This window comes from Bradyrhizobium sp. Crot121, assembly GCF_059512385.1.
Genome location: NZ_JCAMOR010000002.1, coordinates 405,912 through 425,238, shown reverse-complemented (window position 1 = coordinate 425,238; position 19,327 = coordinate 405,912). Strand labels below are relative to the sequence as shown.

The following is a 19,327-nucleotide window of genomic DNA, read 5'->3' as shown; positions in this document are numbered from 1 at the left end:
TCCTTATTAATTGTGTTCGCCGGGCAGCTTGGTGCCGGTGACGCGGGCGTACATCCGCGCCACCGAGGCGTCGTCATCACGCCCCATGCCGGCGGCGGCCGTCATCAGGAACATCTGCAGCGCTGCGGCTGAGACCGGCACCGGGAATTTCGCTGACCGAGCCATGTCCTGGATAATGCCCAGATCCTTGACGAAAATCTCCACCGCGCTGCGCGGCGTGTAGTCGCCGTCGAGCACATGCGGCATGCGGTTCTCGAACATCCAGGAATTGCCGGCGGAGGCCGTGATCACCTCATAGACCTTGCGGATATCGAGGCCTTGCTTGGCCGCGAACGCCATCGCCTCCGAGGCGGCGGCGATATGCACGCCGGCCAGGAGCTGGTTGATCATCTTGAACGCGGCGCCCTGCCCGGCCGCATCGCCGAGTTCATAGAGCTTGCCCGCCATCGCATCGAGCGCGGGACGGGCTTTTGCGAAGGCCGCCGCGCTGCCGGAAGCAAGGATGGTGAGTTCGCCCTGCGCTGCGCGCTGGGCACCGCCGGAGATCGGGGCATCCAGATAATGCCGGTCCGTCGCCTCGAGCTTGGCTGCCAATCGCCGCGCCACATCAGGGTCCATGGTCGCGGAGGACACGAATACCGATCCTTTCGGCAGCGTCTCGGCGACGCCGTTCTCGCCGAACAGGATCGTTTCGGTCTGGGCGGCGTTGACGACCACGCTGACCACGATGTCGGCGCTATCGGCGGCTTCCTTCGGTGTCTTGGCTCCCTTGCCGCCGCCCCGGACAAACCGCGCGACGCTGTCGGCGGAGACGTCGCAGCCGGTCACCTCTAAGCCCGCGCGCAACAGCGAGGTCGCCATGCCTGATCCCATCGAGCCGAGCCCGATCACGGCAACGCGGGTTTTTGACTGGTCAGGCATGCGGCGGTCCCTCACATTCTTCTTGGTGTCTTGCCCCTGCGTATCACGGCTTGGCCGCCGTGCCAAAGCGTGAGACAAGGCGGGAAACGGGTATGGCTGCCATGAGCGAAACAAAGCTCCGTGAGGAAATCTGCCGCTTCGGCCGCTCGCTGTTCGAGCGCGGGCTGACGCCGGGCTCGTCAGGCAATATCAGCGTGCGACTGGACGATGGCGGCTGGCTGGTGACTCCGACCAATGCCTCGCTCGGTTTCCTCGATCCTGCCAGGATGTCGCGGCTCAATGCCGATGGGCGGCTGGTCTCGGGCGATGCGCCGACCAAGGAGGTGCCGCTGCACACCGCGCTTTACCAGACCCGCGGCGCGGCGCGTGCCGTCGTGCATCTGCATTCGACCCATTCGGTGGCTCTCTCGATGCTGCCCGAGATCGACCCGCGCGCCGCGCTGCCGCCGCTCACCGCCTATTATGTGATGAAATGCGGCCAGACCGCGCTGGTGCCTTATTATCGACCCGGCGATCCCGCGGTGGCCGACGCGATCAAGGGATTGGCGGGCAAATATTCGTCGGTGCTGCTCGCCAATCATGGGCCTGTGGTTTCAGGCGACACGCTGGAAGCCGCGGTGTCCGCGACGGAGGAACTGGAAGAGACCGCGAAGCTCTATCTGCTGCTGCGCGGGCTGAACCCGCGCTATCTCTCGCCGGAGCAGGTGGCGGATTTGACCAAGGTGTTCGGGCTGAAGCTGCCGGAGCATGGGCACTAGCCCTTCCGAATTCGTCATGGCCGGGCTTGTCCCGGCCATCCACGTTCTTTGCATCCGGAAAGAAAGATCGTGGATGCCCGGGACAAGCCCGGGCATGACGGAGAACCTACCGTTTCGTCATTGCGAGCGAAGCGAGGCAATCCATTTTTCTCCGCGCGCGTGGAGAGGTGGATTGCTTCGCTGCGCTCGCAAGGACTGGGACGCGGATCACAGCCCCAGATAGGCCTTGCGCACGTCGGGGTTGGTGCTGATCTCAGCCGCCGGGCCCTGCATCAGCACGCGGCCGGTCTGCAGGATGTAGGCGCGGTCGGCGATCTCAAGGCATTCGGCCATGCGCTGCTCGACGATCAACACGGTCATGCCGGCGTCGCGGATGCGCTTCACTGCCTGGAAGATCTCGTCGACGAGCTTTGGCATGATGCCCTGCGATGGCTCATCGAGCATCAACAGCCGCGGGCGGGTCATCAGCGCGCGGCCGATCGCGAGCATCTGCTGCTCACCGCCGGACAGCGTCTCGGCGCGCTGCTCCAGCCGCTCCGAAAGCCGCGGGAACAATTTGAACACGAGATCGAGCGGCTCGTCGCGGTTGGCTTCACTGCGGTAGAGATAGCTGCCGAGGCGGAGATTGTCGCGCACCGACAGGCGCGGAAACAGCCGGCGGTTTTCCGGCACGAAGGCGATGCCGCCCGCGGTGATGACATGCTGCGGCTTGCCGTCGATCCGCGCCCCGTCGAAGGTGACGGTGCCCGAGCGCGGGCGCTCGGCGCCGGCGATCGATTTCAGGAGCGTCGACTTGCCGGCGCCGTTGGCGCCGGCAACGCAGACGATCTCGCCCTTGGCGACCTCGATCGAGACGGCAGAGATCGCGACCAGCCCCTGATAGGCGGTGGTGACTTCATGCACCGACAGCATGACGATCCCCAAGATAGGCGGTGATGACCTTCGGATCGCGGACGACCTCGGACGGCTTGCCCTCGACCAGCACCTTGCCGAGGTCGAGCACGATGGCGCGGTCGACCAGCGGCATCACGATCTCCATGACGTGCTCCACCATCAGCACGGTGACGCCGGTATCGCGCACCTTGCGCACCAGTTCGACGCCAGTCTTGGCTTCCACCGGCGTCAGGCCAGTCAAGACTTCGTCGAGCAGTAACAGTTTTGGTTCGGTCGCGAGCGCACGGGCGACCTCGAGCCGCCGCTTTTCGGACGGCACCAGATCGCTTGCCAGCACGTCGGCACGCGCGCCGAGCCCGCAGAATTCCAGCACCTCATGCGCCTTGCGGCGGGCGACGCGCATCACGGTGTTGCGGATCAGCGCGCCGACGATGACGTTGTCGATCACAGTCATGGTCTCGAAGCTTTTCACGACCTGGAAGGTGCGGCCGATGCCGCGCTGGCAGCGTTCCGCCGCCGGCAATCTCGTGACATCCTCGCCATCGAACCAGATCGAGCCTTGAGTGGGCGGCAGCACGCCGGCGATCAGGTTGAACAGGGTCGACTTGCCGGCGCCGTTGGGGCCGATCAGCCCGACGATTTCGCCGCGGCCGACCGAGATCGAGACGTCGCTGTTGGCGACGAGGCCGCCGAACCGCTGCCAGACGCCACGGGTTTCCAGGAGCGCGGTCATCGCACGGCCGCCTTGCGCCAAAAGAGCTTGGGCCGTGCGAACAGGCTCACCAGCCCGCGCGGCAGTGCGAGCGAGATCAGCACGATCAGCGTGCCGTAGACGATCAGGTCGACGCCGCGTCCCGAACCGCCGATGAAGGATCGGGTCAGTTCGGTCAGCGGGATCAGGATCACGGCGCCAAGCACCGGTCCCCACAGCGTGCCGATGCCGCCGAGCACCGCGGGCAGCGCCATCAGCAGCGAGAACTGGAAGCCCATCACGCTTTCAGGATCGATGTAGGAGACGAACTGTGCGTAGAAGCTGCCGCCGACGGCGACCAGGAACGCGGAGACCGCTGCCGCCCCCATCTTGGAATTGAACACGACGACGCCAAGGCTTTCGGCCGCGTCCGGATTGTCCTTCACCGCGCGCCACCAATAGCCCCATTTGGAGTCCTCCAGCCACCAGGTGACGAACCAGGCGACGCAGGCGAGCGCCAACGCGAAATAGAAGTAGGGCAGCTTGCTGCGCGTGAACTGGAATTTCAGCCAGCTATCGCCACGCACCGGGATATCGATGCCGAGCGCCGCCCCCGCCCACTCCCAGTTCTGGATCAAGAGCAACCCGATCTCGGCAATTACGATGGTGGCGATGACGAAATAGTGCCCGCGCAGGCGGAAGCAGGGATAGCCGAGCGCCATCGCGATCAGCGCCGAGATCACGCCGCCGACCAGCATGCCGAACCAGGGCAACACGCCGAACTTGGTGAACAGCAGTGCTGTGGTGTAGGCGCCGAGCCCGAAATAAAGCGCGTGGCCGAGCGAAATCTGCCCGCAATAGCCGGACAGGATGTTCCAGCTCTGCGAGAGCGCCGCATACATCAGCGTCAGCACCATGACGTTCTGAACGTAGACGTCCTTCACGAACAGCGGCACCAGCGCGGCCGCGGCCGCAAGGCAAAAGGCGGCGATCAATTCGCGGCGGCGCCGCCTGGTAAAATCCTTGTCCATCACATCGACCCGAACAGGCCGCGCGGGCGGACGAAAACGACGAGCAGATAGACCGCGTAGATGCCGACCGATTTCAGCGAGGGCGGCAGGATCAGCGCGGTGGTCGCCTCGACCAGGCCGACGATGATGCCGCCGGCGAACGCACCGAACACGCTGCCGAAGCCGCCGAGCGCCACGGTCACATAGGCGATCAGCGCGAAGGACGCGCCGACATCGGGATAGACATAGAAGAAGATCGCCATGATGGCGCCTGCGAGGCCAACCAGCGCCGCGCCGAGCCCCCAGCCGAGCGCGAATACCCGGTTCTTGTCGATGCCGACCAGCGCCACCGCACCGGCATCCTCACGCGTTGCCTCCAGCGCGCGGCCGAAATCGGTGCGGTGGATGAAGAAGTAGAGCCCGGCGAAGGCCGCGATCGACAGCAGCGCGCCGACGAGTTGCGGCTCCGGCAGGAAGATGCCGCCAACCGAGATGGTTTTCCCGCCGAGCCAGGAATTGGTGACGCTGCGATAGTCCGGCGTGAAGAAGAACTGCGCCAGTCCGCGCATCACGATGGCAAGGCCGAAGGTGGAGAAGATCTGCACCATGCCGGCATTGGCCTTGGCGCGCACGGCAAAGCGCACGATCAAGAGATAGACGATCGCCCCGAACACGAACAGAGCCGCCGCCACCAGCGGCGCCGACAACAGCGGGTCGATGGCGAAGAACGCGAACAAGAAGAATGTCGCGTACATCGCGATCATCAGGAACTCGCCATGGGCGAAGTTCACGACGTCCATCAGGCCGAAGATCAGCGCCAGCCCGACGGCGATCAGTCCATAGAGCAGCCCCATCAGGAGGCCGCTCGCGAGCGACTGGATAATGGTCTCGGCTGTCACCGCTGCAGCTCCGCATCAGTATCGCCATTCGTCATTGCGAGGAGCGAAGCGACGAAGCAATCCATTCTCTCAGCTCGTGGCGACATGGATTGCTTCGCTTCGCTCGCAATGACGGAACGCGCAGTTATCATCGAGTCCAGGGTCACGATGGTTCTTCCCCTACCCGCGCCGCTCACTTCATCGGCCAGACGGCTTCGGCCACTGCCGCCTGCGGCGGGAAGATCGTGACGAACTTGCCGCCGATATATTGCAGCAGCACCGGATCGGCGTCGTTGTTCTGGCCCATGTCGTCAAACTTCACGCGCTTCCAGGGCATGATGGTCGCCTCGCCCGGCATGTCGGTCGCGACCAGCGCCTCGCGGATCTTCTCGCCATCGGTGGACTTGGCGCGGTTGATGGCATCGGCCATCACGATCAGGCCCATGAACTGGCGCGACGAATAGTCGTTGAAGTCCTTGCCCGACCGCTCCTTATACATCGCGTTGATCTTGCCGACCATCGGCCGCTTGGCGGCGAGATCGAGCGAGAAGCTGCCGCGCGAGATCACGCCTTCGAGCTTGTCGCCGACCGCATCATACAGCGCCTTCTCGGAGAAGCCGGCGTCCTGCGCCACGATCGCATTCGGCTTGTAGCCGAGTTCGGCCATGGTCTTCACCAGGAGGATGCCGTCGGTGGTGTAGCTCGAGGGCATCAGCACGTCGGCATTACCAGCCTTGAGTTGCTGCACTTCGGCCGACAGCGACGGCGAGTTGGCGCGGTACTTGATATCGGCAACGATCTTGTAGCCGCGCTCACGTGCGAGCTTGGTCTGGGCGTTGCCGGAGTCGGTGCCGAAGATGGTATCCTCGTGGAACAGCGACAGCGTGTCGATCTTGGTGCCCTTCTTCTTCATCGCATCGAAGAAGTCGAACATCGCAGTCGAGAACATCTCGTCATGGGGTGCTGCGCGGAAATAGAATTTCAGCCCGCGGCGATGCAGGCTCGGCGAGGAATTGTCGGCCGAGATGAAGGGGATCTGGTAGCGCTCGCAGATCTGGCTGACGGTGACGGCAACCGCGCTCTGGTAGGTGCCGACGATGGCGCAGACCTTCTCCTGGGTGATCAGGCGTTCGGCTTCGGCGCGACCCTTCTGCGGATCGGCCTGGTGATCGGCGAAAACGAGGCGGACCTTGGCACCTCCCAGGCCGGACAGGCCCTCGCCCTTGGCGAGCGGCAGCTCGAAATCATAGTTCTTGTTGATGATATCGGCCGCGGTCTCGAATGCCTTTTGCGCGTCGACGCCGATCTGGGCGCTTGCGCCGGACAGCGGATAGATCACGCCGATCACCACCTCGCTGGTTTGCGCGCGCGCAGCGATCGGCGCGAGCGCGGCAGCAGCGGTGGCTCCAAGCAACACATTGCGGCGAGTGATCGTCATTTGCGGAAATTCCCCTTAATTGAAGCGTAGCTATCGAATGAAACGGAAGGCGGTTGCGGTAAAGCCTCAAGAAACAGCAAGCGCTGCTCATTCGAGCATGATCCGATCGAGACGGAATCGGACCATGCTCTCATCTCTTTGTTTGAGCATGATCTTTTCGGAAAACCGGTTTCCACTTTTCCGGATCATGCTTTAGAGCACCGCCAATTGTTTGTTCCTGAGATCGGTGATCAGCATCAATCCCGGCGCATGCGTGATCGCGAATGGTAGCTTGGCGTTCGCGATCACCGCCTGCGGTGTCACGCCGCACGCCCAGAATACCGGGATCTCATCGGCTTCGACCGGAACCGGATCACCATAGTCGGGCTTGGCGATGTCGCTGATGCCAATCAGATGCGGATGGCCGAGATGCACCGGCGCGCCGTGCACCGAGGGAAAACGCGAGGTGACCTGCACCGCGCGGATCGCATCGGCCGGCTTAAAGGGACGCATCGACACCACCATCGGCCCCGCGAACGGGCCCGACGATCGGCAGGCGATATTGGTGCGGTACATCGGCACCCGCACGTTGCGCTCGATGTGACGGATCGGCAGGCCCTCGTCCATCAGCGCTTCTTCGAACGAGAACGAGCAGCCGAGCACAAAGGCGACGAGATCGTCGCGCCAATGCTGCATGACATCGGTCGGCTCCTCCACCACCTCGCCGTCGCGCCAGATGCGATAGCGCGGCACGTCGGTGCGGATGTCGAGGTCGAGGCCAAGCGCGGGAATTCGGGGGTCACCGACATCAGACATGCCGATGATCGGGCACGGCTTCGGGTTGAGCTGGCAGAAGCGGTGGAAGGCCCCGGCGAGCTTTTCCGGCAGGATGGCAAGGTTGCCCTGGACAAAGCCGTTCGCCACGCCGGCGGTGCTCGAAGCCATGCCCTTACGGTACGCTAGCCGGGCCTCTCGGCTCGGAAGCATAGTGTCGCTGTCACCGGCTTGCTGCATTGCCGCAAAAACAGTCATTAAATCGACCTGCCTAATATCTCGACAAGCGCAGCCAACACCAAGCGTGCTATAAAGTCTAATCTTCCTTTCTAATCGAATTCGATAAATTTGATTTATCGAACGGGAAAAAGCCTCAATGCTTGATTTCAGGTCGATCGAAACGTTCCTCTGGGTGGTCAAGCTTGGAAGCTTCCGTGGCGCGGCGCAGCGGCTCAACACGACCCAGCCGGCGATCTCCCAACGCATCGCCCAGCTCGAACGCGAGTTGGGCGTGAAACTGCTCAACCGCGACCATCGGGTGGCCTCGCCGACGCCGAGCGGCCGGCAGATGATGGTCTATGCGGAGAAGCTGATCGGGCTGCGCTCGGAGATGATGGCCGAGATCGGCGACCGCTCCGCGATGCGCGGCGTGCTCCGGCTCGGCGTCGCCGAGACCATCGTGCACACCTGGCTGACGCGCCTCGTCAAGAGCGTCAACGAGGTCTATCCGAACCTGTCGCTGGAGATCGAGGTGGACATCACACCGAATTTGAGCGCGCGGCTGCTCGCGCAGGAGATCGAGCTGGCCTTCGTGGTGGGACCGCTGTCGGCCTCGGGCGTGCAGAGCCGCGTGCTCTGCGACTATCCGATCGGATTTCTGGCGAGCCCGGCGCTCGGCCTCGGCAATGGCCCGGTGGCGCGGCATGAGCTGGCGCGCTTTCCGATCATCACCTTTCCCCGCAAGACAGTGCCTTACGAAAGCGTGCGCGCGGTGTTCGAACGGCCAGACCTGCCGCCGATCCGGCTGCACGCAAGCGCCTCGCTGGCAACCGTCATCCACATGGCGATCGAAGGGCTCGGCATTGCCGTGATCCCGTCGGCCATCGTCGCGAACGAACTCGCGGACGGACGGCTGCAACTGCTCGAGACCGACATCAAGATGGCGCCGCTCACCTTCAACGCAAACTGGCTCACCTCCCCCGACACTGCCGCGATCGAGCGCGTCGCCGACCTCGCGCGCCAGATCGCGCAAGCGAGCCCGTCGGTTGACGAGGCGCTGCGGGCGCGTCATTGAACAAATGACAGAACACGAATGGAACGAGTGCATGAGCCGAGCCGCATCCAACCTGCAGATCGATTCCGCCCGCCTCTGGGGCACGATTCATGAAACTGCGAAATTCGGCGGGACGCCGAAAGGCGGTGTGCGGCGGCTGACCTTGAGCGCCGAGGACAAGCAGGTGCGCGACTGGTTCCGCAAGGCGTGCGAGGACGCAGGGCTGGAGGTTCATGTTGACGCGCTCGGCTCGATGTTCGGCCTGCGCAAGGGCCGCGACATGTCGAAACCGCCGATCGGGCTCGGCTCGCATCTCGACACCCAGCCGACCGGCGGCAAATATGACGGCGTGCTCGGCACGCTCGCCGCGCTCGAAGTCGTGCGCACACTCAATGATGCCGGCATCGAGACCGAGATGCCGATCTGCATCTGCAACTGGACCAACGAAGAAGGCTCGCGCTTCGCGCCGGCGATGATGGCCTCCGCCGCCTATGTCGGCGATTTCACCACTGATGACATCCTGTCGCGCAGGGATGCCGAGGGCGTCACGGTTGCCGAAGCGCTCGACGGCATCGGCTATCGCGGCACGACGGCGGTCGGCACGCAAAAATTCTCCGGCTTCGTCGAATTGCATATCGAGCAGGGCCCGATCCTGGAAGCCGAGAACAAGACCATCGGCGTGGTCGATTCCGGCCAGGGCGTCTTGTGGTACGACGGCAAGATCACGGGCTTCGAGAGCCATGCCGGCTCGACACCGATGCCGCTGCGGCGCGATGCGCTGGCGACCTTGTCGGAGATCGTGCTGGCGATGGAGAGCATCGCGAAAAAGCACGGGCCGAACGCGGTCGGCACAATCGGCGAGGCCGTGATCGCGAAGCCCTCGCGCAACGTCATTCCGGGCGAGATCGCCTTCACCGTCGATTGCCGCAGCGCCGATGCCGCCATCATGGACGCGCTGGACAAGGACCTGCGCGCTGCGATCGCCGAGATCGCCGCCCGCCGCAAGGTCGAGGTTACGCTCGACCTGGTCTGGCGCAAGCCGCCGACGCATTTTGATCCCAAGCTGGTCGATGCCGTCGAGAACGCCGCCAAGCAACTCGGCTATTCGCACCGGCGCATCACCTCGGGCGCCGGCCACGACGCCTGCAACCTCAACACGGTGATCCCTGCGGCAATGGTGTTCGTACCCTGCAAGGAGGGCATCAGCCACAACGAGCTCGAGGACGCAACGCAGACCGATTGCGCCGCCGGCGCCAACGTCCTGATGCATACGGTGCTGGCACTCGCCGGCGTCGCGTCCTGACCGGTCCACCAAGCAAGATGGAGATGTGCCGTGCGCGGGGTTTTTGTCGACGCCAATGAATCGCTTGCCGTGATTTTCGAGCGCCTGGAGAAACCCGGCGATCCCAAGGTGCGCATCCACCGCAATCCCGACGTCACGTCCGACCAGCTGCCAAAAGTGCTCGACGGCGCCGAGATCGCCATCATCGACCACACGGCGCTGCCGACCGACATCGCAAAGCAGTGCGGCGGGCTGAAGCACGTCGTGTTCCTCGGCACCGGCGCGCGCAGCTACATGAATCCGGAGGAGCTCGCCGAACTCGGCATCTCCGTGCATCTGATCAAGGGCTATGGCGACACCGCCGTGGCGGAGTCCGCGATCGCCCTGATGTGGGCCTCCGCCCGCGTGCTGGCCCAGATGGACCGCGAGATGCGCGCCGGCAAGTGGCTGCGCGAAGACGGCATGCAGCTCACCGGCAAGACGCTCGGCCTGATCGGATTCGGCGGGATCGCGGCTGAAGTCGCGCGCATCGCGGTGGGCTCGGGAATGCGCGTGATCGCCTGGAACCGCTCGCCGAAGAGTCATCCGGGCGTCGACTTCGTCGATCTCGACACGCTGCTGGCGCAGAGCCATATCGTCTCGCTGCATCTTCTGCTCAACGACGACACAAGAGGCTTCATCACCCGGGAGCGCATCGCCGCGATGAAGCCGGGCGTCATCTTCGTCAACACCGCCCGGGCCGCCATCGTCGACGAAGCAGCGATGATCGATGCGCTGAACTCAGGCCACATCCGCCACGCCGGGCTCGATGTCTTCACCGTCGAGCCGCTGCCTGCGGATCATCCGCTGACGAAACTGCCAAACGTCACGCTGTCAGCGCATTCCGCCTTCCGCACACCGGAAGCCAGCGAGAATTTGATCCACGCCGCCTGGGAGCATTGCCGGCGTATTGTAAAGTCGTAGTCGTAGGGTGGACAAAGCGAAGCGTGCCCACCACTCCTTGCGATGCTCTTGATGGTGGGCACGCGGCGCTTTGCCCACCCTACGAGGCTGCCGCACACTCTGCCCTCATCCTGAGGAGCGCGGAACGCGCGTCTCGAGGGACGGGCCGCGGGAGATCGGGGCCTCGTGGTTCGAGACGGCGCTTTACGCGCCTCCTCACCATGAGGGTCTCCTTAATCCACCATCTCCGCGACTGCCTTGCCGCAAGCCTCGGTATCCGCATTGCCGCCGAGGTCGCGGGTGCGGAGCGTGCGTTCGGCGAGCGTGCGTTCGATCGCGCCGACCACCGCGTCCGCCGCCGGCTTCTCGCCGAGATGCTCCAGCATCATCGCGCCTGACCAGATCATGCCGATGGGGTTGGCGATCCCTTGGCCCGCGATATCGGGCGCCGAGCCGTGCACCGGTTCGAACACCGACGGGAAATCGCCTTCCGGATTGATGTTGCCCGAGGGCGCAATGCCGATGGTGCCGGTGCAGGCCGGGCCGAGATCGGAGAGGATGTCCCCGAACAGGTTGGAGCCGACCACGACGTCGAACCAGTCCGGATGCAGCACGAAGTTCGCAGTCAGGATGTCGATGTGGTACTTGTCCCACTTCACCGACGGATACTTCTTCGCCATCGCCTCCACGCGCTCGTCCCAATAGGGCATGGTGATGGAGATGCCGTTCGACTTCGTCGCGGAGGTCAGATGCTTCTTCGGCCGCGACTGCGCGAGGTCGAAGGCGAATTTCAGGATGCGGTCGACGCCGATGCGGGTCATCACCGTCTGCTGCGTCACGAACTCACGCTCGGTGTCCGGGAACATCCGCCCGCCGACGGACGAATATTCGCCTTCGGTGTTCTCGCGCACCACCCAGAAATCGATATCGCCGGGCTTGCGGTTCGCGAGCGGCGACGGCACGCCGGGCATCAGCCGCACCGGGCGCAAATTGACATACTGGTCGAACTCACGGCGGAACTTGATCAGCGAGCCCCACAGCGAGACGTGATCCGGAATCTTGGCCGGCCAGCCGACCGCGCCGAAATAGATCGCGTCGTGCTTGCCTATCTGCTCCTTCCAGTCATCCGGCATCATCTGGCCGTGCTTCTCGTAATAGTCATAGGAGGCGAAATCGAAATGGTCGAACTGCACGGCGACGCCATGTTTCTTCGCGGCGGCCTCGAGCACACGCAGCCCCTCCGGCATCACCTCCTTGCCGATGCCGTCGCCGGGAATGACCGCGATCCGATACTGTCTCTTTGCGTTGGCCATGAAGAACACCCTTGTGATTTGCCCGGCTTGAGGCGCCGTCTATTCTCGCGCCCTGCAATGGACCAAACTTCGCCCCGGCGCAACGCTGCAGTGCAATGTTGACGGTCAAGGCGTGATCCACCTACCAATTCCGCCGACTTTTCTCCGATCCCCTCCAGCAACAGCGAGTATTGCCATGGACCTGCATCTGCGCGGCAAGCGCGTTCTGATTACCGGCGCCTCCAAGGGCATCGGCGCGGCCGCCGCCGAAGCCTTTGCCGAGGAAGGCTGCCATCTGCTGCTGGCCGCCCGCAGCGGCGACCAGTTGAAGGCGCTGGCCGACCGCCTGCGCTCGGCCCACCAGATCGATGCCGCCACGTCGGTCATCGACCTGCGCAAGCCGGAGGATCTTGCGCGATTGTCCAAAGAGGCAGCCGACATCGACATCCTCGTCAACAATGCCGGCGATATTCCCGGCGGCTCGATCGACAAGATCGATGAGGCGACCTGGCGACACGCCTGGGAACTCAAGGTGTTCGGCTATATCAATCTCACCCGCGCGATCTACGCACAGATGAAGGCGCGTGGCGGCGGCGTGATCATCAACGACATCGGCGCCGCCGGCGAGAAATTCGATGCCAACTACATCGCCGGCAGCGCCGGCAACGCCGCGCTGATGGCGCTGACCCGCGCGCTCGGCGGCAAGAGCCTTGCCGACAACATCCGCGTCGTCGGCATCAACCCCGGTCCCGTCGGCACCGACCGGCATGTCACGCTGCTCAAGACCCGCGCCAAACATCAGTTCGGCGACGAGAACCGCTATAAGGAATTCCAGAAGAGCCTGCCGCTCGGCCGCCCGGCCCACGCGCGCGAGATCGCCGACCTCATGGCGTTCCTGGCGTCCGACCGCGCGGGTTATACCTCAGGCGTGATCTATACGGTCGACGGCGGCATTAGCGCGGGGTGGTGATGGCTACCACCGTCATCGCGAGCGAAGCGAAGCAATCCATCGCATCCGCGGAGACAGTATGGATTGCTTCGTCGCTCACGCTCCTCGCAATGACGGGTGGGCCTCACTCGCCCTCGCACAGCCGCCGGATCAGCGTCGTGATCCGTCCCTTCGGCGACATCATCTCGTCCATGATTGAAAAATGGTCAGCGCCGGGAATCTCCTCATACGTCACCGGCAATCCATAATTGGCGCGGTGCCCGGCAAAATCGGCGGTCTGCTTGCGCAAGAGCGGCAGTTCGCCGCTGCCGACCACCAGCGACAGCGGCTTCGGCGGCCCGCCCGCCTGCTCCATCGGAGAATTGCGGTGGGAAGCCGCCTCGTCGAGCCCGAGCTTGACGTTGAGATAGCTCATCCGGATCGGCTCGAGATCATAGATGCCAGAGATCGCGACCCCGCCCCGCACATGCGGATGCGACAGCGCCATCGCGGTCAGATGACCGCCGGCCGACCAGCCGGACACCACAAGCTCGGTTTCGGCCGCGCCCAGCGCCGGCAACTGTTTCGCGAGGAAGTCGATGCCGGCGTGGATCTCGGCGACGATCTCGTCGAGCGTCGCCTCCGGTGCGAGCGTATAGCCGATCAGCGCGACATTGATGCCATGCGTCATCGGCCCTTCGGCCATCACGGTGAAGAACTCCTTCGACCGCATCTGCCAATAGCCGCCATGGATGAACAGCAGCGTCGGCGCGCGCTCGCCCGCTTTGAGGAAATCGATGCGGTTGCGCTCACGCGGGCCATAGCGGAGATCGATGTGATTGGGATAGCGCTTGCGCAGCTCGGCGGAGCGCTCGCCCCAGCCCACAACGATATCACCGCTGCCTAAAACTGCGGCACCGTTGTTAAGGCCGCGGTCTCGCTCCTCCTGGCTCATGTCGCGCCAATCGAGCGCAGAGAAGGGTGTCGTCATCAGCAGATCTCCGGTTCCAGCCATTCCCCCAGCACGTTTCCACTTTTCCGGAAATTGGTCTAGAGCACTATTCCCTCCGCTATTACGAACTGCAATCAATGGAGATGCGAGTGACGGATCAAGGCCTGGTGCGGGAGAGCGCCTGCACAGTCGTCGACAAATTGCGATCTGGCGAGGTCACCCCGCTCGACCTGCTCGATGTCCTGGAAAAACGGATCACCGAAGTCGACGACAAGGTCAACGCGCTCCCGATCCTGTGCTTCGACCGTGCCCGGCAGCACGCCAAGGCGTTGATGCAGAAGCCGGCCGCTGAGCGTGGCCTGCTCGCCGGCCTGCCGGTGCCGATCAAGGATCTCACCAATGTCGCTGATGTGCGCACCACGCAGGGTTCGCCGATTTTCAAGGATACCGTCGCCACCAGGTCCGATATCGTCGTCACGAATCTGGAAGCGAATGGCGGTGTGGTCTACGCCAAGTCGAACACCCCGGAATTCGGCGCCGGCGCCAACACCTTCAACGAGGTATTCGGCGCGACGTTGAACCCCTGGGATACGTCGCGCTCGGCAGCCGGCTCTTCCGGCGGAGCGGCGGTCGCGCTTGCGACCGGAATGGCATGGCTTGCCCACGGCACCGACATGGGTGGATCGCTGCGCAATCCAGCCAGCTTCTGCGGCATCGTCGGAATGCGGCCCAGCATCGGCCGCGTCGCCCACACGCCGAACGCCATGATCGATCGCAACCTGACCGTTCACGGCCCGATGGCGCGCAACGTCGAGGATCTCGCGCTGCTGCTCGACGCCATGAGCGGCGAGTATGCCGCCGACCCGCTATCGCTACCGGCACCGACGGCGTCGTTCCTGTCAGCGACACGCTCCGGCAAGAGGCCGAAACGCATCGCCTATTCATCCGACCTCGGCATCACCCCGGTTGATCCCGAAGTAAAGGCGATCACGCGCAGAGCGGCGGAACGCTTTGCCGAAGCAGGCGCCATCGTCGAGGAAGCGCATCCCGACCTCTTCGAAGCCCACGAATGCTTCCACGTGCTGCGCGCGTTCGACTTCGCCGTCACGAAGGCGGCGCTGCTTCGCACCAAGCGTGACCTGCTCAAGCCGGAGGTGATCTGGAACATCGAGGAAGGCCTGAAGTTGACGGTCGAGCAGATCGAGCGCGCCGAGGCCCAGCGTGTCGCCATGACGGCACGCACCCTCGAATTCTTCGGCAGCTACGACCTGTTGCTGACGCCTGCGACCATCGTCGCGCCGTTCCCGATCGAGAACCGCTATGTCGCGGAATGCGACGGCAAGAAGTTCGACAATTACGTGCAGTGGCTCGGCATCGTCTATGCGATCACACTTGCGTGTTGTCCGGCGCTGTCCCTGCCCTGCGGCTTCACCGCCTCCGGCCTGCCGGTCGGATTGCAGATGGTGGCCCCGCCACGCGGCGAAGCTCAGCTATTGGCCGGCGCGAAAGTGCTGGAGGATATTTTGGGCGTGCGCGGTATGACGCCGATCGATCCGAGGACGGTGAGATAAAGATCTCTCCCCTCATGGTGAGGAGGCGCCCAGCGCCGTCTCGAACCATGAGGCCCCGATCTCACCCGGGGCCCATCCTTCGAGACGCCTGCTCCGCAGGCTCTCAGGATGAGGGCTATCGAGAGGAGAAAGACACGCCCATCGGCAATTGCGCTGGCGACATTTGACGTGCTACCGGGGCCGCAACCAGTTCCCGACCTCGTGAAGTATGTCGGGCCGGATGATCAAATTGCCGTGCGTGGAGTTCCAATATGACAGATCAGGCCGCCAGGATCGCCGACGAGCCCCTCGACATTCGTGACGTCGAACGACGGATCAAGGCGATCTTCATCGGCTCGGTCGGCAATCTCGTCGAGTGGTACGACTTCTACGCCTACACGGCGTTTGCGCTGTATTTCGCGCCAGCGTTCTTTCCCGGCAACGATCCGGTGGTGCAGCAGCTCAATGCGGCCGTGATATTCGCCGCGACCTTCCTGATGCGGCCGCTCGGCGGCTGGCTGTTCGGCTTCATCGCCGACCGTTACGGACGGCGGCTGTCGCTCACGATCTCCGTGGTCTGCATGTGTTTCGGCTCGCTGATCATCGCGGTGACGCCGACCTACGCCACGATCGGCTTTGCCGCGCCCGTGATCCTTGCGCTGGCGCGCGTGATCGAGGGTCTCAGCCTCGGTGGCGAATATGGCGCGAGCGCCACCTATCTCAGCGAAGTCGCCGACGCCAAGAATCGCGGTTTCTATTCGAGCTTCCAGTACGTCACCTTGATCGGCGGCCAGCTCACCGCGATCATCGTGCTGCTCCTGCTGCAGAAGGTGTTCTTGACGCCGGAACAGCTCAAGGACTGGGGCTGGCGGATTCCCTTCGCGATCGGTGCGGCGCTCGCCGTGATCGCAGCGGTGATGCGGCGCAGCCTGCAGGAGACCGACGCCTTCGAGGAAGCAAAGAAGGTCAGCAAGCCGACCGGCTCGATCACGAAGCTTCTGAACTATCCGCGCGAACTGCTGCTGGTGGTCGGGCTGACCGCGGGCGGCACCGCGGCTTTCTACACCTTCACCACCTACATGCAGACCTTCGTCAAATTGTCGGTCGGCCTCACCGAGGACCAGACCACTTTCGTGATCTTCGGCTCGCTGATCTTCGCGACCATTCTGCAACCGCTCTACGGCGCGCTGTCCGACCGGATCGGCCGCAAGCCGCTCCTGATCTTCTTCGGTGTCGCCGGCACGCTCGCGACCGTTCCGATCCTGACCACGCTGAAAGATACCAAATCGCCCTTCATCGCGTTCCTCTTGATCTGCGGCGCCTGGATCTTCACCGCCGGCTACACGTCAATCAACGCTGTGGTGAAGGCCGAACTTTTTCCGACCAATGTCCGCGCGCTCGGCGTCGGCCTGCCCTATGCGATCACGGTGTCTCTGTTCGGCGGCACAGCGCCCGCGATCGCGCTCTATTTCAAGAGCCTTGGGCACGAACAATGGTTCTACTATTACCTCAGCGGCATGATCTTCCTCTCGCTCCTGATCTATGCAACCATGCGCGACACCAAGCATGAATCAGCGATGCATCGCCACGAGTGACGACAAATGGCTGACGACCAGGAGCCGCCGCCGGAAAGCAAGCTGACGCGCAGCAAGGAGCGCTGGGCGCGCGAAGGCCGCTTCCTCACCGGCAGGATCACGCGTCCCGACGAGCAACGCCTGCCGCCGGGCCAGCATCTCACCCGCGACTGGCCGACGCTCGATCTCGGATTGACGCCCGAGATTCCCCGCGAGCGCTGGCGGCTCGACGTCTATGGCGCGGTGGAACATCCGGTGTTCTGGGATTGGGCGCAGTTCACCGCGCAGCCGCAATCGCAATTCGTCTCCGACATCCATTGCGTCACCACCTGGTCGCGCTACGACAATCAATGGCAGGGTCTTGCGACCCGCGATCTCTTGGCCGCCTGCCAGCCACATGAGGATGCGCGCTTCGTGGTGCTGCATTCCTATGACGGCTACACCACCAATCTGGCGATTGAGGATTTTGCCGCCGAGGACGCGCTGCTTGCGCATGGCTGGTCAGGCAAACCGCTGACCGAAGAGCATGGCGGCCCCGTGCGGCTCGTGGTGCCGCATCTCTATTTCTGGAAGAGCGCCAAATGGCTGCAGGCGATCGAATTCGTGACGCAGGACAAGCCCGGCTATTGGGAAGTCCGCGGCTATCACAACCGCGGCGATCCCTGGAAGGAAGAACGTTATTCGGGTGATTGACTGTTGTCGGTGGCGTTCTTCGCCTCTCCCGTAGGGAGAGGTCGAATTTAGAGCGTAGCGAGAAATTCGGGTGAGGGGTTACGCTCTATCGAGGGACCTGAACCCTCACCCGGCGCTGCACGCCGACCTCTCCCTATGGGAGAGGTGAAGGGAAACCGTGATGGAGGGTAGCCGTGCCGACTGAACGCTTCCAGTTCGCAAGCTCGGAAGGACACCAGCTCGCCGCCGCGTTGGACACGCCTGACGGGGAGATTCACGCCTATGCGCTGTTTGCGCATTGCTTCACCTGCGGCAAGGACGTGCTGGCCGCCAAGCGCATCGCGGTCGCGCTTGCCGCCAAAGGCATCGCGGTGCTGCGCTTCGATTTCACGGGGCTCGGCTCCAGCGAAGGCGATTTCGCCAATTCGACGTTCTCCTCCAACGTCGCCGATCTCGTCCGCGCCGCCGATCACCTGCGCGAAACCCGCAAAGCGCCCGATCTCCTGATCGGCCACAGCCTCGGCGGTGCCGCGATCCTCGCCGCGGCCGCGCAGATACCAGAAGCGAAGGCCATCGTCACCATCGCCGCGCCGTCCGATCCCGCCCACGTCACCCACTTGCTCAAGGACCAGGTCGAGAACATCCGCGAGCAAGGCGAAGTCGAGGTCTCGCTCGCCGGCCGGCCGTTCCGCATCAAGCGCGAATTCCTCGATGATATCGCCGAGCAGAATCTGCTGGCGCAGGTCGCAAAGCTGCACAAGGCGCTGTTGATCATGCATGCGCCGACCGACGACACTGTCGGCATCGAGAACGCCACCAAGCTGTTCATCGCGGCAAAACACCCCAAGAGCTTCGTCTCGCTCGCCGACGCCGATCATCTCCTCGCAGACAAGCGAGACACCAGCTATGCCGCCGACGTTATCGCGGCCTGGTCGGAGCGCTATGTCGGGCCGGCGGTGCTCGGGCCTCCGGTAGATCTCACCGAGGCGCCGCGCCGTGTCGTGGTGCGCGAGACGCGCGACAGCAAGTTCCAGCAGATCGTCACCGTCGGCCCGCACCGATTGCTGGCGGACGAACCGGCCGCCGTCGGCGGCAAGGACTCAGGGCCCGGCCCTTACGATCTCGTGCTCGCGGGACTTGGCGCCTGCACCTCGATGACGATACGCATGTACGCCGACCGCAAGGCGCTGCCGCTCGATCGCGTCACGGTGACGCTGACGCACAGCAAGATCTACGCCAAGGATTGCGCGGAGTGCGAGACGCGCGACGGCATGCTCGACCAGATCGACCGTGTCATCGAGATCGATGGCCCCTCGCTCGACGACGACCAGCGCAAGCGGCTGATGAAGATCGCCGACAAGTGCCCGGTGCACCGCACGCTGACGTCGGAGGTGCGGATCGTGACGAAGGCGGCGGATTGAGAAAGTCTTGCACCCGCTAGCCGCCGGACATTGGCGTCATTGCGAGCGAAGCGAAGCAATCCATCTCGCCATTTGCTGAGGCATGGATTGCTTCGTCG

18 protein-coding genes are annotated in these 19,327 nt (G+C 63.8%); 9 read left to right on the top strand and 9 right to left on the bottom strand.

Annotated elements, in window-relative coordinates; genetic code table 11:
• Positions 1-6: 6 nt before the first annotated feature.
• Positions 7-936 (bottom strand): L-threonate dehydrogenase, encoded by a 930-nt coding sequence (ltnD, locus tag AC5ZGW_RS04065; RefSeq protein ID WP_496113861.1) that lies wholly within the window; start codon positions 934-936, stop codon positions 7-9.
• Between the two features lie 86 nt (positions 937-1,022).
• On the opposite strand from ltnD, the gene otnC reads away from it, so the two are divergent.
• Complete coding sequence (gene otnC, locus AC5ZGW_RS04060) at positions 1,023-1,679, top strand: 3-oxo-tetronate 4-phosphate decarboxylase (RefSeq protein WP_496113866.1); 657 nt, start codon at positions 1,023-1,025, stop codon at positions 1,677-1,679.
• Positions 1,680-1,886: 207 nt separating this feature from the next.
• On the opposite strand, the gene AC5ZGW_RS04055 is transcribed toward otnC, so the two are convergent.
• From AC5ZGW_RS04055 to AC5ZGW_RS04030, 6 genes are all read right to left on the bottom strand, one after another.
• Positions 1,887-2,591, bottom strand: a complete 705-nt coding sequence (locus AC5ZGW_RS04055; protein WP_130226579.1) for an ABC transporter ATP-binding protein — start codon at positions 2,589-2,591, stop codon at positions 1,887-1,889.
• Entirely contained in the window at positions 2,575-3,306 is a 732-nt protein-coding gene (locus tag AC5ZGW_RS04050; RefSeq protein WP_130226580.1) for an ABC transporter ATP-binding protein, read from the bottom strand. The genes AC5ZGW_RS04055 and AC5ZGW_RS04050 overlap by 17 nt, the downstream gene beginning before the upstream one ends.
• On the bottom strand, positions 3,303-4,295 hold the full coding sequence (locus AC5ZGW_RS04045; RefSeq protein WP_130226581.1) for a branched-chain amino acid ABC transporter permease: 993 nt from the start codon (positions 4,293-4,295) through the stop codon (positions 3,303-3,305). Before AC5ZGW_RS04045 ends, AC5ZGW_RS04050 begins: the two co-directional genes overlap by 4 nt.
• Positions 4,295-5,173: a branched-chain amino acid ABC transporter permease gene (locus AC5ZGW_RS04040; RefSeq protein ID WP_028164962.1), complete on the bottom strand. Its 879-nt coding sequence runs from the start codon at positions 5,171-5,173 to the stop codon at positions 4,295-4,297. Before AC5ZGW_RS04040 ends, AC5ZGW_RS04045 begins: the two co-directional genes overlap by 1 nt.
• A 172-nt stretch (positions 5,174-5,345) precedes the next feature.
• On the bottom strand, positions 5,346-6,590 hold the full coding sequence (locus AC5ZGW_RS04035) for an ABC transporter substrate-binding protein (RefSeq protein WP_130226582.1): 1,245 nt from the start codon (positions 6,588-6,590) through the stop codon (positions 5,346-5,348).
• A 192-nt stretch (positions 6,591-6,782) separates the two neighbouring features.
• Entirely contained in the window at positions 6,783-7,601 is an 819-nt protein-coding gene (locus AC5ZGW_RS04030; protein ID WP_130226602.1) for a putative hydro-lyase, read from the bottom strand.
• 118 nt (positions 7,602-7,719) lie between these two features.
• Between AC5ZGW_RS04030 and AC5ZGW_RS04025 the strand changes: the two genes are divergently transcribed.
• From AC5ZGW_RS04025 to AC5ZGW_RS04015, 3 genes are read left to right on the top strand one after another with little or no spacing between them, the layout of a single operon-like run.
• On the top strand, positions 7,720-8,637 hold the full coding sequence (locus tag AC5ZGW_RS04025) for a LysR family transcriptional regulator (protein WP_130226583.1): 918 nt from the start codon (positions 7,720-7,722) through the stop codon (positions 8,635-8,637).
• Between the two features lie 31 nt (positions 8,638-8,668).
• On the top strand, positions 8,669-9,919 hold the full coding sequence (locus tag AC5ZGW_RS04020; RefSeq protein ID WP_130226584.1) for a Zn-dependent hydrolase: 1,251 nt from the start codon (positions 8,669-8,671) through the stop codon (positions 9,917-9,919).
• 30 nt (positions 9,920-9,949) lie between these two features.
• Positions 9,950-10,861 carry an NAD(P)-dependent oxidoreductase gene (locus AC5ZGW_RS04015; RefSeq protein WP_130226585.1) on the top strand — a complete coding sequence of 304 codons (912 nt, stop codon included), beginning with the start codon at positions 9,950-9,952 and terminating at the stop codon, positions 10,859-10,861.
• Between the two features lie 212 nt (positions 10,862-11,073).
• Here the strand turns inward: AC5ZGW_RS04015 and AC5ZGW_RS04010 are convergent, their stop codons facing one another.
• On the bottom strand, positions 11,074-12,153 hold the full coding sequence (locus tag AC5ZGW_RS04010) for a tartrate dehydrogenase (protein ID WP_130226586.1): 1,080 nt from the start codon (positions 12,151-12,153) through the stop codon (positions 11,074-11,076).
• A gap of 175 nt (positions 12,154-12,328) precedes the next feature.
• On the opposite strand from AC5ZGW_RS04010, the gene AC5ZGW_RS04005 reads away from it, so the two are divergent.
• A complete protein-coding gene (locus tag AC5ZGW_RS04005; RefSeq protein WP_130226587.1) occupies positions 12,329-13,102 on the top strand; it encodes an SDR family oxidoreductase in 774 nt (257 codons plus the stop codon).
• 103 nt (positions 13,103-13,205) lie between these two features.
• Here the strand turns inward: AC5ZGW_RS04005 and AC5ZGW_RS04000 are convergent, their stop codons facing one another.
• A complete protein-coding gene (locus AC5ZGW_RS04000) occupies positions 13,206-14,051 on the bottom strand; it encodes an alpha/beta hydrolase (protein ID WP_130226588.1) in 846 nt (281 codons plus the stop codon).
• A gap of 110 nt (positions 14,052-14,161) precedes the next feature.
• On the opposite strand from AC5ZGW_RS04000, the gene AC5ZGW_RS03995 reads away from it, so the two are divergent.
• From AC5ZGW_RS03995 to AC5ZGW_RS03980, 4 genes are all read left to right on the top strand, one after another.
• Positions 14,162-15,583: an amidase gene (locus AC5ZGW_RS03995; RefSeq protein ID WP_496113860.1), complete on the top strand. Its 1,422-nt coding sequence runs from the start codon at positions 14,162-14,164 to the stop codon at positions 15,581-15,583.
• Between the two features lie 251 nt (positions 15,584-15,834).
• Positions 15,835-17,157, top strand: coding sequence for an MFS transporter (locus AC5ZGW_RS03990; protein ID WP_130226589.1), 1,323 nt, complete (start codon positions 15,835-15,837; stop codon positions 17,155-17,157).
• 6 nt (positions 17,158-17,163) lie between these two features.
• Entirely contained in the window at positions 17,164-17,829 is a 666-nt protein-coding gene (locus tag AC5ZGW_RS03985; RefSeq protein WP_028164973.1) for a sulfite oxidase-like oxidoreductase, read from the top strand.
• A gap of 173 nt (positions 17,830-18,002) precedes the next feature.
• Positions 18,003-19,229 (top strand): bifunctional alpha/beta hydrolase/OsmC family protein, encoded by a 1,227-nt coding sequence (locus AC5ZGW_RS03980; protein ID WP_496113859.1) that lies wholly within the window; start codon positions 18,003-18,005, stop codon positions 19,227-19,229.
• Positions 19,230-19,327 lie beyond the last annotated feature (98 nt).